The 15,608-nt window shown below is 63.2% G+C and carries 12 protein-coding genes; 9 read left to right on the plus strand and 3 right to left on the minus strand.

Annotated features, from left to right (window positions below):
• Positions 1–20: 20 nt before the first annotated feature.
• The 4 genes from fusA to AOBCEHNH_RS01290 all read left to right on the plus strand — a co-directional run bounded on the left by fusA (position 21) and on the right by AOBCEHNH_RS01290 (position 4,808).
• On the plus strand, positions 21–2,126 hold the full coding sequence (fusA, locus tag AOBCEHNH_RS01275; protein ID WP_006723067.1) for an elongation factor G: 2,106 nt from the start codon (positions 21–23) through the stop codon (positions 2,124–2,126).
• Positions 2,127–2,192: 66 nt separating this feature from the next.
• On the plus strand, positions 2,193–2,501 hold the full coding sequence (gene rpsJ, locus AOBCEHNH_RS01280; RefSeq protein ID WP_039910332.1) for a 30S ribosomal protein S10: 309 nt from the start codon (positions 2,193–2,195) through the stop codon (positions 2,499–2,501).
• Positions 2,502–2,716: 215 nt separating this feature from the next.
• Positions 2,717–3,868, plus strand: coding sequence for a cation diffusion facilitator family transporter (locus AOBCEHNH_RS01285; RefSeq protein WP_152062859.1), 1,152 nt, complete (start codon positions 2,717–2,719; stop codon positions 3,866–3,868).
• 133 nt (positions 3,869–4,001) lie between these two features.
• The gene (locus tag AOBCEHNH_RS01290; RefSeq protein WP_152062860.1) at positions 4,002–4,808 is read left to right on the plus strand and encodes an AIM24 family protein; all 807 of its coding nucleotides are present in this window, start codon (positions 4,002–4,004) and stop codon (positions 4,806–4,808) included.
• A gap of 188 nt (positions 4,809–4,996) precedes the next feature.
• On the opposite strand, the gene AOBCEHNH_RS01295 is transcribed toward AOBCEHNH_RS01290, so the two are convergent.
• The 3 genes from AOBCEHNH_RS01295 to AOBCEHNH_RS01305 all read right to left on the minus strand — a co-directional run bounded on the left by AOBCEHNH_RS01295 (position 4,997) and on the right by AOBCEHNH_RS01305 (position 10,659).
• Positions 4,997–5,245, minus strand: a complete 249-nt coding sequence (locus AOBCEHNH_RS01295) for a glutaredoxin family protein (RefSeq protein ID WP_152062861.1) — start codon at positions 5,243–5,245, stop codon at positions 4,997–4,999.
• Between the two features lie 150 nt (positions 5,246–5,395).
• Positions 5,396–6,466 (minus strand): GNAT family N-acetyltransferase, encoded by a 1,071-nt coding sequence (locus AOBCEHNH_RS01300; protein ID WP_152062862.1) that lies wholly within the window; start codon positions 6,464–6,466, stop codon positions 5,396–5,398.
• A gap of 344 nt (positions 6,467–6,810) precedes the next feature.
• Positions 6,811–10,659, minus strand: a complete 3,849-nt coding sequence (locus tag AOBCEHNH_RS01305; protein WP_152062863.1) for a phosphoribosylformylglycinamidine synthase — start codon at positions 10,657–10,659, stop codon at positions 6,811–6,813.
• Positions 10,660–11,072: 413 nt separating this feature from the next.
• Between AOBCEHNH_RS01305 and dltA the strand changes: the two genes are divergently transcribed.
• Genes dltA through dltD form a run of 5 tightly spaced genes read left to right on the plus strand, consistent with a single transcriptional unit; the run spans position 11,073 to position 15,560 of the window.
• Positions 11,073–12,644, plus strand: a complete 1,572-nt coding sequence (gene dltA, locus AOBCEHNH_RS01310) for a D-alanine--poly(phosphoribitol) ligase subunit DltA (protein WP_152062864.1) — start codon at positions 11,073–11,075, stop codon at positions 12,642–12,644.
• Positions 12,645–12,650: 6 nt separating this feature from the next.
• Entirely contained in the window at positions 12,651–13,859 is a 1,209-nt protein-coding gene (gene dltB / locus AOBCEHNH_RS01315; RefSeq protein ID WP_152062865.1) for a D-alanyl-lipoteichoic acid biosynthesis protein DltB, read from the plus strand.
• Entirely contained in the window at positions 13,852–14,097 is a 246-nt protein-coding gene (gene dltC / locus AOBCEHNH_RS01320; protein WP_006723058.1) for a D-alanine--poly(phosphoribitol) ligase subunit DltC, read from the plus strand. Before dltB ends, dltC begins: the two co-directional genes overlap by 8 nt.
• A complete protein-coding gene (locus AOBCEHNH_RS01325) occupies positions 14,097–14,333 on the plus strand; it encodes a hypothetical protein (RefSeq protein ID WP_118271681.1) in 237 nt (78 codons plus the stop codon). The genes dltC and AOBCEHNH_RS01325 overlap by 1 nt, the downstream gene beginning before the upstream one ends.
• Positions 14,334–14,342: 9 nt before the next feature.
• On the plus strand, positions 14,343–15,560 hold the full coding sequence (dltD, locus tag AOBCEHNH_RS01330; protein ID WP_152062866.1) for a D-alanyl-lipoteichoic acid biosynthesis protein DltD: 1,218 nt from the start codon (positions 14,343–14,345) through the stop codon (positions 15,558–15,560).
• The last annotated feature ends 48 nt before the right edge of the window (positions 15,561–15,608 follow it).

Here is a 15,608-nt window from a genome sequence, read left to right on the forward strand (position 1 = left end):
TCAGGGAAGGGACTTAAGACATGGCTAAGCCCAAGTACAAGCTTTCCGATACCCGTAACATCGGCATCATGGCTCACATCGATGCCGGTAAGACCACCACGACCGAGCGTATTCTTTACTACACCGGTAAGACCCACAAGATCGGTGAGGTCCATGAGGGCGCTGCCACCATGGACTGGATGGTTCAGGAGCAGGAGCGCGGCGTAACCATTACCTCCGCTGCTACCACGTGCTTCTGGAACAAGGACGGTAAGGACTACCGCATCCAGATCATCGACACCCCGGGCCACGTTGACTTCACCGCCGAGGTCGAGCGCTGCCTGCGCGTCCTCGATGGCGCTGTCGCTGTCTTCGACGCCGTTGCCGGCGTTCAGCCCCAGTCTGAGACCGTTTGGCGTCAGGCTTCCACCTTCAACGTCCCCCGCATCGCCTTCATCAACAAGTATGACCGCGTGGGCGCTGACTTCTTCAACGCTATCGAGACCATGAAGGATCGTCTCGACGCTAATGCCGTGGCTGCTCAGGTCCCGATGGGCGCCGAGGACAACTTCTGGGGCGTCATCGACCTGGTCACCATGACTGCATGGGACTTCAAGGCCGACGCGAAGGGCATGACCTACCCCGAGCCGATGGACGAGATCCCGGCTGAGTTCGCTGACATCGCTGCCACCAAGCGCGAGGAGCTCCTCGACGCTGCTGCCAGCTTTGACGACGAGCTCATGGAGAAGATCCTCATGGAGGAGGACTTCACCGTCGAGGAGCTCAAGGCTGCTCTGCGCAAGGGCGTTCTGGCCAACGAGCTCAACCTCGTCTTCGTGGGCTCCGCCTACAAGAACAAGGGCGTTCAGGAGCTGCTCGACGCTGTCGTCGACTACCTGCCCAGCCCGATCGACGTCGAGGCCGTCACCGGTACCGATCCGGACACCGGCGAGGAGATCGAGCGTCATCCTTCCTTCGACGAGCCCTTCTCCGGCCTGGTCTTCAAGATCATGACCGACCCGTTCGTCGGTAAGCTCACCTATGTTCGCGTTTACTCCGGCCGCGCCGAGTCCGGCTCCTACGTGGTCAACGCTTCCAACGGTCAGCGCGAGCGTCTCGGCCGCATCCTCGAGATGAACGCCGCCGAGCGTATCGATCGTGACGACGCCTGTGCCGGCGACATCGTCGCTTGCGTCGGCTTCAAGAACTCCACCACCGGTGACACCCTGTGCTCCGAGGGCAAGGAGATCGTCCTCGAGAAGATCGAGTTCGCTAAGCCCGTTATCGACGTTGCCATCGAGCCCAAGACTAAGGCCGAGCAGGACAAGATGTCCCTGGCCCTGACCAAGCTCGCCGAGGAGGACCCGACCTTCACGGTGTCCACCAACCACGAGACCGGCCAGACCATCATCGCCGGCATGGGCGAGCTGCACCTCGAGATCATCGTCGACCGTCTGCTCCGCGAGTTCAAGGTTGACGCTAACGTTGGTAAGCCCCAGGTTGCCTACCGCGAGACCGCTGGTCACGACGTCGAGAAGGCTGAGGGCAAGTTCGTCCGTCAGTCCGGCGGTCGCGGTCAGTACGGCCACGCCGTCATCAAGCTCGAGAAGATGGAGGAGGGCTTCGGCTACGAGTTCGTCAACGCTATCGTCGGCGGCGTCGTGCCCAAGGAGTACATCCCGTCCATCGATAAGGGCATCCAGGAGGCCCTGAACACCGGTGTTATCGCCGGCTTCCCGGTCCTCGACGTTAAGGTCACCCTGTTCGACGGTTCTTACCACGAGGTCGACTCCTCCGAGGCCGCCTTCAAGATCGCCGGTTCCATGGCTATCAAGGACGCCCTCAAGAAGTCCGATCCGCAGCTGCTCGAGCCGATCATGGCTGTCGAGGTCGAGACCCCCGAGCAGTACATGGGCGACGTTATGGGCAACCTCTCCGGTCGCCGCGGCAAGATCGAGGGCATGGAGGATCGCAGGAACAGCAAGCTCATCCGTGCCAAGGTGCCGCTGGGCGAGATGTTCGGTTACGCTACCGACCTTCGCTCCCAGACCCAGGGCCGTGCTACCTACACCATGCAGTTCGACTCCTACGAGCCGGCTCCCAAGTCCATCGTGGACGAGGTCATGGCCAAGAACGGCACCAACTAAGGTCTGTCGCCTGTACTTGTAAACACACCGCGAGGCTGCCCTCGCTATCCATTGTTGGAGGTTAAGTTGTCCAGCCAGAAGATCAGGATTCGCCTGAAGGGCTATGATCACGAGGTCGTGGATCAGTCCGCCAAGCTCATCGTCGACACCGCTCAGAAGACCGGTGCCCGCGTCTCCGGCCCCATTCCGCTGCCGACCGAGCGCAACCTGTACACCGTCATCCGCTCTCCTCACGTGAACAAGGACTCTCGTGAGCAGTTCGAGATGCGCACTCACAAGCGTCTGATCGACATCCTCGATCCCACGCCTGGCACCGTCGATTCCCTCATGCGTCTCGACCTGCCTGCCGGCGTCGACATCGAGATCAAGCTCTAAGGTCCAGTCTTAACGCTTGAATCGCGTATCGCGCTTTTGAAATGGCCGCTGCCCATGGGGTGGCGGCCATTTGCCATTGCCACAGAATGCCTGATGCTGCGGATATGACTCAAAACGTTCGCCAGAAGCGAATGTTCCTGGCGGATATGTGCTCACAGGCCTCGCCTCTGGCGAACGTTTTGCCGTAGTTTCTCTTATCGAAGGAAGGGGTACCTTTGATCGAATGGATTATCGCCAGATCCGAAGGCGACCGTGGTAGGGTCGGCGCCTTGGCTGGGGTTGTCTGTATCTCGTTGAATGTGCTGCTCTGCATCGCAAAGGCCCTGGTTGGCATCCTGTCAGGGTCGGTCTCGATCGTTGCCGACGCGCTCAACAATCTGAGCGACGCGAGTTCTAACATCGTGAGCGTTCTCGGATTCAAGCTCGCCAGCAAGCCGGCTGACCCCGAGCATCCCTACGGCCATGGTCGCTTTGAATACCTATCTGGTCTCGTCGTTGCCGTGCTCGTCCTCATGATCGGTGTCGAGCTCGTCAAATCTTCAATCGAGAAGGTGTTGAATCCAAGTCCGGTCGAGTTCTCTCTCGCTTTGGTGGTGGTCCTCGCGGGGTCCATGGCGGTTAAGCTTTGGATGGCGCATCTCAACCGCGTGCTCGGTGAGCGCATCAAATCGGAGACGCTTCTTGCCACGGCTCAGGATTCCAAGAACGACGTTATCGCCACGGGCGCGGTGCTTGCGTGTGCCATCATCGCTTATGTGGCGGGCATCGAGCTCGATGCGTGGGTCGGACTCGCGGTCGGCCTGTATATCGGTTGGAGCGGCATCGAGCTCATTCGCGACACGGTCAACCCGCTTCTCGGCCAGGCTCCCGATCCCGAGCTCGTTGCCCACATCCGCTCGAAGATCATGTCCTATCCAGGTGTCTTGGGCACTCATGACCTCATGGTTCACGACTATGGCCCGGGTCGGCAGTTTGCGAGCGCCCATGTGGAAATGGCCGCCGAGACCGATCCCATGGAGAGCCACGACACGCTGGATAACATTGAACAGGCGTTTAAAGACGATGACGGCCTCATTGTCACGCTGCACTACGACCCGATCGTTACGAACGATCCACATGTTGTTGATATGCGTAATAAGATCGACGCTATGGCGAAGAGCCTCGATAGCGAGGCGAGTATCCATGATCTAAGATGCGTTCCCGGCCCGACTCACACGAATGTGATTTTCGACTGTCTGCATCCGGTTGAGTGCGCATTGAGCCCGTCTGAGTTCAAACGAAAGCTCGGCGACATGGTCGTTGAGGAGTATCCCGACGCGGTTCCAAAAATCACCGTCGACGAAGACTATGTGAGCGCCGAGCAGTAAGAGTGCGTATCACGAAGCGCCCGGTACCGTTTGCCGAAGCGAGGCGCCGTAGAGCGAGTGCATGATATGAGCTTGAAGGGGTTTGCTACCATTACCGCCAACGCAGGCGAAATATCGAGACGAGGAGCTTGCCATGGCGTACACCGTATACAACTTTCAGGACAATAACGACGTCAAGAAGATTGCCGAGAAGGGTCAGTTCTCGGTCGTCGAGTGGCAGCGCGACCTTTCGGTTTCTCCCTGGAGCGCTCAGACCGCGTGGTTCAGCTCGGAAATGAACGTTCGCCGTCGTCAGCTCATCGCAAATCTGGATGGGCGCACGGGTGTTGCGCTGCAGGCTGGGGCCATGCAGTGGACGGTTGGCAGTGTGCAGTCAACGACGGGCGTAAAGGGCGCGGGCGACCTTATGGGAAAGATGTTCCGCGGGGCGGTGAGCCAGGATTCGATGATCAAGCCTGAATATACCGGTACGGGTATGCTCGTGTGTGAACCTACGTGGCAGCATTTGCTCCTCATTGATCTCGCCGAGTGGGGCAACTCCGTCGTGCTTAACGATGGGCTGTTCCTCGCATGCGATAGCACAATCCAGGATTCACTACAGCGGCGTTCGAATATGTCTTCCGCCGTGGCGGGCAATGAGGGGCTGTTCAACTTGCGACTCGACGGCTCGGGCGTGCTTGCGCTTGAATCACCTTGCCCGGTAGAGGAAGTCATCTACATCGATCTGCACAATGACGAGCTCAAGATCGACGGCAACTACGCCTTGGTCTGGACGTCCGGACTTGAGTTCACCGTCGAGCGGTCGGGCAAGAGTCTGATTGGCTCTGCCGTGGGCGGCGAGGGCTTGGTGAACGTGTATCGCGGCACCGGGCGCATCATGATGGCGCCCATGCAGCCCGCGACGAATTACAACACCTATGCAGCTGTGTCGACGGACTAGGCGCGCGATCGATCGCGTCCCGTGAACACCTGATACAGCAAGGCCCTCTCGTAAGAGAGGGCCTTGTGGTTTAGGGCGCATTGCTTGAGGGGCTCTGAATGCTCATCTCGCATAGATGAGCTGCGGGCTCATGCCGTCGGGTGGAAGGGCGCGTCGGTGCCTGTCTGCGTCAGCGTATCGTATCTGAGCTATCGGCAAAGATGCTCATCGATCCAGGAGATGATGTCGCTGGATTCATAAAGCGGCTTGCCGTCGATGAACAGGCAGGGCACCTGCTGTTTGCCGCCGACTTCAATCAGGGTGGCTGCCGCATCGCGATCTAGAGAGATATCGATCAGGGGAATCGTCACGCTCTTGCGGTCAATGAAGTCGAGCACCTTGATGCAGAAGGGGCAGGTCGGGCGATAATACAGGGCGAGTTCATGATTGGCGTTCATGCGGTTTCCTTTCGTTGAAATACTACTGAACGGGTAGTCTATACCCCAAAGTCTGCGTCGTGAATGCGCGACGACTCTATCGCCATGAAAGCAATCGTCGATCTGTGGGGCGATCGCTGGTAAGGATCCGGGACGAAGTGGACATCGTGGCTAGTGCGGGTTTACCGCGCCTTTGCCGTTCGGGATGCGCCGCCCCGCCTTGCCGGAGATATGCTCGAGGTCGATAGCCCAGACGGCGGTCGCGGGCAGCTCCCATTCGATGGCATCTCCGATCTTGTCTCGATGCTCGGGGCAGTATTTGAGGCAGAACTGGGCGAGCGCGCGGCGTGCGCAGGCTGGTTCAACGACGCGGCGAACCGTGCCGGTTGCGATGACGCTGGCATACCGCGTGGTGAAGAACCCCGGCTCGCCGTTTTCCTTCACATAGACGGGCTCCATATCCATGGCCACGGTCACGCACACGCGTGGGTCGCGCTTCCAATTGTCCGTTTTCTGACCGCCGGCGATACCGGTATGGATAAGAAGGGAGTCGCCGTCGAGGACGTAGGAGAGAGGCGTGGCGTAAGGATGGCCGTCTTCATCGACGGTGGCGACGACGCAGTATTCGCCCATACGGAGGATGTCGCGGGCTTCCTGTTCGTCAATGGCGCGCTCGGGGAGTTGTTTCATGGGATGGTTCATGTCATTCCTTTCGATATGCGGAACAAGGAGGCGCCGCATGATGAGCACGTCACGCTTGCCTGCCGGATAAAGGACGTCGGTGGTTTGCGTGCGGACAGGCGAAAGGCCGCACTTCTCCATGACGCGGTGTGACTGGGTGTTATCGAGGAAGTGGTCCGCGTAGATGGCCCGAGCGCCCAGGGAATCGCGAGCGTGGTTGATGAGGCGCTGAAGGGCCTCGGCGGCAAAGCCTTGACCCCAATAGGGCACACCGATCCAATAGCCGACGGAATACTCATCGTCCGCATCGAGATAATCGCAGGCATCGCCTGTTAAAAGACCGATTGCGCCGATGAGCTCGCCGCTTTCGCGCAATGTAATGGCGTATTGCTCGGGCCCTTGTAGGACATTACGAAGGATGTCGAGGCTCTGTTCTTCGCTCGTGTGTGGCGGCCAGCCTGCAGCGGTTCCGACGAGCGGGTCGCGTGCGAGCTCGAAGAGGGCCGGGGCGTCGGCGTCTACCCAGGGGCGCAGGGCAAGGCGGGTGGAGAAGAGCTCCATGGATGTGCCTTTCAGGGTTGAGAGGGTGGCCGGAGTGTGGTTGTGAGAGCTGTTTACAAGCTTTTGCGGGCTACGATTGAGAACATGAGGGGGATGCGGGGGAGAGTCGCGGGCATGCGCCACGACTCGTCTTCTGATCGATGCCGAGTGGGTTACGGCTAGGATACCCGTCCGCGAGCAAACGTATCAGGCAACTTATCTGCGAGCGCAAAGCTGTTCGTGGCGTCTCGATGATATGGCGGACAGCGGAGTTTGCCGTGTCGGCGAGAAGGCAAAAGCGCCGCCGACCGTGATGGCCGACGGCGCTTGAGCGTCAGTGAGCAGACGGAGGGGCTGCGAGGCGTTTAGCCGAAGTAGGCCACACCGCTCTCGAACAGGGGCATGAACTTCTCGCCGGGGACGTTCTTGTACAGACCGTCGCCGCGACGCTCGACGTGGCCCATCTTGCCGAACACGCGGCCGTCGGGGCTGGTGATACCCTCGATGCAGGCCACGGAGCCGTTGGGGTTCACGTCGAGGTCCATGGAGGGCATGCCCGCCACATCGACGTACTGCGTGGCGATCTGGCCGCCGGCACGGAGCTGATCCAGGACCTCGTCGCTGGCCACGAAACGGCCCTCGCCATGGGAGATGGCCACGGTGTAGAGCTCATCGGGGTCGCACTGGGACAGCCAAGGCGAAAGGTCGCTGCAGATGCGGGTGCGAACCAGACGGCTCTGGTGACGGCCGATCTCGTTGAAGGTCAGCGTCGGGGCCTCAGGCGTGGCGTCCACGATGTCGCCGTAGGGCACGAGGCCCAGCTTGACGAGCGCCTGGAAGCCGTTGCAGATGCCGAGCATCAGGCCGTCGCGGGACTGCAGCAGGTCGCGGACGGCCTCGGTGACCTCGGGTGCGCGGAAGAACGCGGTGATGAACTTGGCGGAACCGTCGGGTTCGTCGCCACCGGAAAAGCCGCCCGGGATCATGACGATCTGGGACTCGCGGATGCGGCGCGCAAGCTCGCGGGTGGACTCGGCGACGTTCTCGGGCGTGAGGTTGTTGATCACGAAGACATCGGCTTCGGCACCGGCGGCGCGGAAGGCGCGCGCGGAGTCGAACTCGCAGTTGTTGCCAGGGAAGACAGGGATGATCACGCGGGGCTTGGCAATCTGGAGGCCGCCGTAGGTCGCGCGGATGCGACCCTCCTCCTCGCAGCGGTAGCGCTCCTCGGGGATGAGCTCCTCGGGGGCATCGACATCGTCAGCGGCGCTGCGGTAGGGGAACACGCCCTCGAGCGCGCTCTCCCAGGCCTCCTGCAGTTCGGCCAGATCGAGCGTCTCGCCGTAGGCGGTGAACTCGTAGGGCTCGCAGGTCACGCCGAGCTCGACTATGCACACGCCGTCGGCCTCGGGCAGGGCAGCGCCCTCGTCGAGCTCAACGACGAAGCAACCGTAGGAGTGGTCGAACAGGTCGCGGGTGTCGGCCTCGTAGTAGGCCTCGGACACCTCGAAGCCCAAGCGGTTGCCCAGGCAGGCCTTGAACAGGATCTCGGCCAGGCCGCCAAAGCCCGCGGTGGACACGGAGAGCGCCTTGCCCTCGCGCACGAGGCTCTCGACGGTGCGGAAAGCGGTGAGCAGGGAAGCGGACTCGGGCAGGAGGTCGTCGACCTGATAGGTGGGCTGGATCAGCGCGACGCGGTGGCCGGCGCCCTTGAACTCGGGCGACACCACGTTGGCGAGCTTGTCCACGGCCACGGCGAAGGAGACGAGCGTCGGCGGGACGTCGAGGTCCTCGAAGGAGCCGGACATGGAGTCCTTGCCGCCGATGGCGCCGGCGCCGAGCTCGACCTGGGCCATGAGGGCGCCCAAGACGGCGGCCATGGGCTTGCCCCAGCGCTCGGGCACGTCGCGCAGACGCTCGAAGTACTCCTGGAAGGACAGATAGACCTTCTCATGGTCGAAACCGGTGGCCACGAGGCGGGAGATGCTCTCGACGACGGAGAGATAAGCGCCGCGATACTGGTCGGCGTCCATGATGTAGGGGTTGAAGCCCCAGGCCATGCCGGAGACCGTGGTGGTCTCGCCGTCGACCGGGAACTTGGCGACCATGGCCTGGTTCGGGGTGAGCTGACGCTCGCCGCCGAAGGGCATGAGCACGGTGGCGGCGCCGATGGTGGAGTCGAAGCGCTCGGACAGGCCCTTGTTGGAGCACACGTTGAGGTCGCTCACGAGCTCGACCATGGCGTCGTGGAAAGACTCGCAGGTCTCGGCGCCCGGCACCATGGGGACGGTGCTCTCGTAGATGCCGTCGAGCGTGCCAAACTCCTCGAGCGCGGCTTCGGCCAGTTCGCTCTCGGGATCGATGGGGGCGATGCCCTGGGCCACGACGTGGACGTCCTGGTACTTGGGCGCGCCGTTGGAGTTGAGGAAGTCGCGGGAGAGGTCGACGATCGCATCGCCCTGCCAAGCCATGCGGACGCGGGGCTCGCAAGTGACCTCGGCGATCACGGTCGCCTCGAGGTTCTCCTCGGCGGCGTAGCCCATGAACTCCTCGACGTCGGCCTCGGCCACGGCCACGGCCATGCGCTCCTGGGACTCGGAGATCGCGAGCTCAGTGCCATCGAGGCCGTCGTACTTCTTGGTGACCATGTCGAGGTCGATGTAGAGGCCGTCGGCCAGCTCGCCCACGGCGACGGACACGCCGCCCGCGCCGAAGTCGTTGCAGCGCTTGATCAGGCGGCAGGCGTCGCCGCGGCGGAACAGGCGCTGCAGCTTACGCTCCATGGGGGCGTTGCCCTTCTGGACCTCGGCGCCGTCCTTCTCGATGGATTCGACGTTGTGGGCCTTGGAGGAGCCGGTGGCGCCGCCGATGCCGTCACGGCCGGTGCGGCCGCCGAGCAGGATGATCTTGTCGCCGGGCGCGGGGCACTCGCGGCGGACGTGGCTTGCGGGCGTGGCGCCCACCACGGCGCCGACCTCCATGCGCTTGGCCATGTAGCCGGGGTGGTAGAGCTCGGAGACCTGGCCGGTGGCAAGGCCGATCTGGTTGCCGTAGGAGGAATAGCCGGCGGCTGCGGTGGTCACGATCTTGCGCTGGGGCAGCTTGCCGGCGATGGTCTCGGAGACGGGGACGGTCGGGTCGGCCGCACCGGTGACGCGCATGGCCTGGTAGACGTAAGAGCGGCCGGAGAGCGGGTCGCGGATCGCACCGCCCACGCAGGTGGCCGCGCCGCCGAAGGGCTCGATCTCGGTGGGGTGGTTGTGGGTCTCGTTCTTGAAGAGGAACAGCCAGTCCTGGTCCTCGCCGTCGACGTCGACGGTCACCTTGACGGTGCAGGCGTTGATCTCCTCGGACTCATCGAGGTTGGTGAGGATCCCCTGCTTCTTAAGCCACTTGGCGCCGATGGTGCCCATGTCCATGAGGCAGACGGGCTTCTCGTCGCGGCCGAGCTCGTGGCGCATCTCCATGTAACGGTTGAAGGCGGCCTCGACGGCGGCGTCGTCGATCTCGATGTTCTCGAGGTTGGTGCCGAAGGTGGTGTGGCGGCAGTGGTCGGACCAGTAGGTGTCGATCACGCGAATCTCGGTGATGGTGGGGTCGCGGTCCTCATCCTTGAAGTACTGCTGGCAGAACGCGATGTCGGCCTCGTCCATGGCAAGACCGCGCTCGGCGATGAAGGAGGCGAGGGCGGCCTCGTCCATCTCGCGGAAGCCGTCGATGATCTCGACCGGCTCGGGGTCGGGAATCTCCTGGGTGAGGGTCTCGGGGCGCTCGAGCTCGGCGAGGCGGGACTCGACCGGGTTCACCACGTAGCCCTTGATAGCGTCGAAGTCCTCGGTGGAAAGATCGCCGGAGAGCAGGTAGACCTTTGCGGAGCGAACGGTGGGGCGCTCGCCCTGGGAGATCAGCTGCACACACTCGGCGGCGGAGGCGGCGCGCTGGTCGAACTGGCCGGGCAGCGCCTCGACGGCGAAGACGGTCGCGCCGGGCTCCTCGGGGAGCTCGTCATAGGCGAAGTCGACCTGCGGCTCGGAGAACACGGTGGGCACGCAGGAGCCGAACAGCTCCCCGTCGATACCCTCGACGTCATAGCGGTTGATGACGCGCAGGCCCGTGAGCGCCTCGATGCCCAGGGTGTCGCGAAGCTCGGCGAGCAGCTGCTGCGCCTCGACGTCAAACCCGGGTTTCTTCTCTACGTACACGCGAGAGACCATTGAGTCCTGCCCTTCTTTCTGTACGGGTCGGTCCGTCGGCGGCGGTTGCACGACCTTGAGCCGAACGGTTTGCTAACCCTTCAATAATACGCCACCGTCCAGGCCTATCTGCCGTGCGTATGTGTGCAATTTGGGGACGGGTGCGTTTTTACACGCGCGGGCTCGCGCCCGCGTTCCTCCACGCGAATGGATGATTCGTCCGCGACTTCAGTACTTCATAACCACTCTTACGCAAACGTCACCCGGCGGTAAGGATGCGCAAAGCTTCGACGGGCACAATGGGGCGCAGTATCAAGACGAGGCCTCCCCGTATCTCCCAAAAGTAGCGCTTGCCAAAACGGCGTCGGGGGGGGGTAGGCTCTCGGACGCGGCGCCCATGGCGCCCGTGTGGAACCGAAGAGATGGGATGACACGTGAAGTACTTGGAGAACATCGAGCGAGTCGCCCGCGAGTGGCCCTGCCGGACCGCCGTGCGCACATCGACGGGGATGAGCCTGACCTATCGAGAGCTGTGGGCGGCGTCTGAGGCGCTCGCCGAGCAGGTGGGCAAGCTTGTCGAGCGCGGTATGCCCGTCATCGTGTACGGCAACAAGGACCCGTTCATGGTCGTATGCTTTCTCGCCTGCATGAAGGCCGGGTGCCCCTACGTTCCCATCGACGGCAACTCCGTGCCGCCGCAGCGCACCGCGTCGATCGCCACGCAGATCCGTGCCTCCATGACGGGCGACGCGGGCATTGAGGCCCCGCTCGTGCTGGCGGTGGGAAGCTTCCCCACATGCGACGACATGCCGCCCGTCACCGTTATCGAGCATCGCACCATTGGCGACCTCGTGGCGGCCACGGGCCACTCCGACCGCAATCGCTGGATCGATGGGGAGGACCTTGCGTACATCCTGTTCACCTCCGGTTCGACCGGTGCGCCCAAGGGCGTCGAGGTCACGGCGGCCTGCTTTGACAACTTCTGCGCATGGGACCTCGAACTCGCCCACGGCAACACCCCTGAGCGCTCGGATGGTCGCGTGTGGCTCGATCAGGCGCCCTTCTCGTTCGACCTGTCGGTGTTCGAGCTCGCCGGCGCTCTCGGCGGTGGCGGCACGTTGTACTCGCTGGCCGCCGAGACGCAGCTCAGCATGGCGGCTCAGTTCGCCGCGCTCAAGGAGAGCGGCGCGGATATCTGGGTCTCGACCCCGTCGTTTGCCGAGCTTTGCCTTGCGAATGCCGATTTCGACCAGAGCGCCATGCCCGAGCTCAGGCTCTTCTTGTTCTGCGGCGAGACGCTACCGAACGCGACGGCCGCGCGCCTGCTCGAGCGCTTCCCGCGGGCTCGCGTAGTCAACACCTACGGTCCGACCGAGTCGACCGTCGCCGTCACCTCGGTTGAGGTGACGGCCGAGATGGCGGCGAGCCCCGAGCCCTTGCCCGTGGGCGCCCCGCGCCTCGGCACGCGTCTCCGTATCGTCGATGAGGAGGGGCGTTCCGTTCCCGCCGGCACCTTCGGCGAGGTCGTTATCGAGGGCGATACGGTCGCCCGCGGCTACTTTGGGCGGCCCGACCTCACGACGCGCGTCTTCGACAATGCTGTGCTCGACGGCGCCCCCGTGCGTGCCTATCGAACCGGCGATGAGGGCTATCTCGACGCCGAGGGCATGCTGCATTTCCGCGGCCGCCTCGATCTGCAGGTCAAACTCAACGGCTTTCGCATCGAGCTCGGCGAGATCGAGGGTCATTTGCGTCGCCTGCCCGAGATCGCCGCCGCCGCGGTCGCCCCGGTGTATCGGGACGGGAAGATCTCGCACCTCGTGGCGCATGTCGTGCCGTCCGAACCGCTTGGGGACACGCCGTTTCGCGCGGGTCTCGTGCTTAAGGAGCGCCTGGCCGAGTTCCTGCCCCATTACATGGTTCCGAAGAAGGTCGCGTTCCATGAGTCCTTGCCCATGACCGGCAATGGCAAACTCGACCGCCGTGCCCTCACCGAGAAGAAATAGGCACCGATGGGCTTTTATACCTCCCCGTCGTTTTTCATGGCGCTCGCCGCGGCGGTGGTTCCCGCCGCAGTGCTCGGCTTCATGGAGAGGCGTATCAAGTATTACGGCTTCGCGGCCTCATGCGTGATGGTCGGTCTGCTCTTCGCGGGCAGCCCCGCCGGTGCCGTCGCGTTCGCGGTGTTTCTCACGGTGGCGTTCGCGTCCATGCGCGCGACGCTCGCCAGCTGGAAGAGCGGCTGCAAGAGCATGACGGTGTACCGCGCATCGCTTGTCGCGACCATCGCCCCGCTCGTCATCTACAAGGTGGGGGCGGTGTTCGATGCGAACCTGCTGGGCTTCATCGGCATCAGTTACCTCACCTTCAAGGCGGTGCAGGTGCTCATCGAAATCCGCGATGGCCTCATCGACGACCTCGGTGTCGTCGACTACCTGTACTTCCTGACGTTTTTCGCGACGTTCACCTCGGGGCCGATCGATCGGTCGCGTCGGTTCCGAGAAGACGCCGACAGACGGCTTTCCCGATCCGAGTACGCCGACCTCTTCAGTCGGGGCATCTTGTTCCTGCTCGCCGGAGCCGTGTCGCAACTGGTGCTGGCAACGATTGCGCAGACGGCCCTCGACCCTTCCGCCACCGCGCAGCTTGCGGGCGTGCCGGCGGTGATTTCGATTCCCGGGCCGGCGCCGGTGCGCACCATCGCCCGCGCGTACGTCTACGCCCTGTACCTCTTCTTCGACTTTGCCGGCTATTCGCTCATGGCGGTGGGGGCGAGCTACTGCTTCGGCATCGCCACGCCCAAGAATTTCCGCGCCCCGTTTGCGGCGCAGGACATGAAGGACTTTTGGAACCGTTGGCACATCACGTTGTCCACGTGGCTGCGCGACTTCGTCTTCATGAGGTTCGTGCGCATGGCCTCCAAGCGAAAGCTCTTCTCGAGCCGCCTGCACACGGCGTGCGCGGCCTACCTGGTCGACATGCTGCTCATGGGCGCGTGGCATGGACTGACCCTCGACTACCTCGCGTACGGCCTGTATCACGGCGTGTTGCTCGCGCTCACCGAGGTCTACCAAAAGCGGTCGGCCTTCTACAAGCGGAACAAGCGCAAGCGTTGGTACCAGGCGCTGTCGTGGTTCGTCACGATGCAGCTCGTGGTCATCGGCTTCGCGCTCTTCTCCGGTCAGCTCACCCACATCATCGAAAGGATCATCAATGGATAGGAACGAACTCGAGGCAGAGGTCCTCGACATGCTGGAAGACATCTGCGACGACGAGGCCGTGCGCGAGGAGCGCGACATCGATCTGTTCGCGGCGGGTCTGCTCGACTCCCTCGCCGCTATCGAAGTGCTCGTCGAGATCGAGGAGCGCTTCGGTGTGGACATCGCGCCCACCGCGGTCGAGCGCTCGGAAATGAACACGGTGAACAAGATCATCGAGCAGATCGCGGTGAGACTGTGATGAGCGCCGAGGGCCGTCCGGGCGAGGCCGTGCGCGCCGCGGGGCATAGCGCGTCTGCGTTTGCGCGCCTGCGTGCCTTGACGCCCGAGCGCGTGCGCACATGGTTCTACTCGGACGCGACTTCGGCGGCCGTCGCTTGGTTTGCGGCCGTCGTGGTGCTCGTGGCAGTGCTCGGGTGGTTTTTCGTGCTCTCCCCGTATGGGGCACCGGCAAGCCCGGTGTATGCGGAGTTCTAGGGGGTTGTCATGAGAAGACGCATCATCGCCCTGGCCCTGGCTGCGACGCTCGCCGTCGGCGGCGGCGGCGCGTATGCCTGGGAGAGTCGGCTGACAGATGAAGATGCGCCTTTCGTGGGCTATCCCACGGCGCAAGAGGTGTCGAGCTGGCAGCTCATGCGGGGTCAATACGAACGCAGCGTCGACCGCGGCGAGTCGGTCGCCCCGGTGTTCGGGTCTTCGGAGCTCAACCCGGGGCCGGCGGGCTTCTCTCATCCGGGCAACCTGCTTGCTCCCGGTACCTACGATGTGGGCGCGCTGATGGCGGGCCGCGCGGGTTGTGCGGACCTGTGGCAGGCAATCGAGATCGGTGCCTTTGCCTCGGTGGCGGATGCCCCGCGCCGCGTGGTGCTTTTCCCGAGCATCCAATGGTTCATGACGTACCGCCGCCCCGCGCGTGATTTTCCCGACGTATATTCATCCGGGGCTTTCGAGGCGTTCATGGCGAATGGCGATATATCCGACGGGTTGAAGCGTCGCGTGGCTCAGCGCGCGGCCGAGTACGGCGCCGGAGAGCCGGCGAACGAGGGGTCCGTCGAGCGCATCGTGCGCGATGTGGATGAGGCGGCGAAAACCCTTGCATCCGATGTACGCCTCGCTCACGACCTGGCCCTCGACGGTCGGGGTTCTGGTGTTGCAGGCGACGCGACCGCCCCGCGTCCGCCCCGCGCGACCGGCGGTCCCGATTGGGACGCGGTGTTCACCGAGGCCGATCGCGCCGCCCGGGCCCAGGCGACGGGCAACGACCTTGGAATGAGCGACGCCTGGTACGGCAAGCATTTCAAGACGTGGCTGGAGGGCGCGAACAAGAGCTGGAAGGTGCGGGGTGACGAGTACTTCAGCTCGCAGGAGTTCGAGGACTTCAAGATGGTTCTCGATGTGTGCCGCGAGACGGGGGTCGAACCGCTCATCGTGATCCAACCCGTCAAGGGAGCGGCCTACGACCAGACCGTTTACACGTGTGAGGTCCGTCAGCAGTACTATCGCATGGTGCGCGATGCGGCCGCCGATGCGGGATTTCAGGTCGCGGATTTCTCCGGCCATGAGTACGACCGATATTTCCTACGCGATTACTCCCATCCCTCGGAGCTCGGGTCGGCGTACTATTCGAAGGCCATTTACACCTTCCTGAAAACCGGTTATGCCGACACCAGCCCGTCCGGAGACGTCCTGTTGGCGGGTGTTTGAGCGTGCACGGGAGGGCGAGCGGCCGTGTGATGGGTTCAAAAGATTGGG

This window comes from Collinsella intestinalis (genome assembly GCF_902501455.1).
Lineage (GTDB): Bacteria > Actinomycetota > Coriobacteriia > Coriobacteriales > Coriobacteriaceae > Collinsella > Collinsella intestinalis.

Coding starts and splice junctions, on each gene's coding strand:
- AOBCEHNH_RS01305 (WP_152062863.1), bottom strand. CDS start 10,659: ATGGTCTCTCGCGTGTACGTAGAGAAGAAACCCGGGTTTGACGTCGAG.
- AOBCEHNH_RS01325 (WP_118271681.1), top strand. CDS start 14,097: ATGAGCGCCGAGGGCCGTCCGGGCGAGGCCGTGCGCGCCGCGGGGCAT.
- dltC (WP_006723058.1), top strand. CDS start 13,852: ATGGATAGGAACGAACTCGAGGCAGAGGTCCTCGACATGCTGGAAGAC.
- AOBCEHNH_RS01295 (WP_152062861.1), bottom strand. CDS start 5,245: ATGAACGCCAATCATGAACTCGCCCTGTATTATCGCCCGACCTGCCCC.
- AOBCEHNH_RS01300 (WP_152062862.1), bottom strand. CDS start 6,466: ATGGAGCTCTTCTCCACCCGCCTTGCCCTGCGCCCCTGGGTAGACGCC.
- fusA (WP_006723067.1), top strand. CDS start 21: ATGGCTAAGCCCAAGTACAAGCTTTCCGATACCCGTAACATCGGCATC.
- dltD (WP_152062866.1), top strand. CDS start 14,343: ATGAGAAGACGCATCATCGCCCTGGCCCTGGCTGCGACGCTCGCCGTC.
- AOBCEHNH_RS01290 (WP_152062860.1), top strand. CDS start 4,002: ATGGCGTACACCGTATACAACTTTCAGGACAATAACGACGTCAAGAAG.
- dltB (WP_152062865.1), top strand. CDS start 12,651: ATGGGCTTTTATACCTCCCCGTCGTTTTTCATGGCGCTCGCCGCGGCG.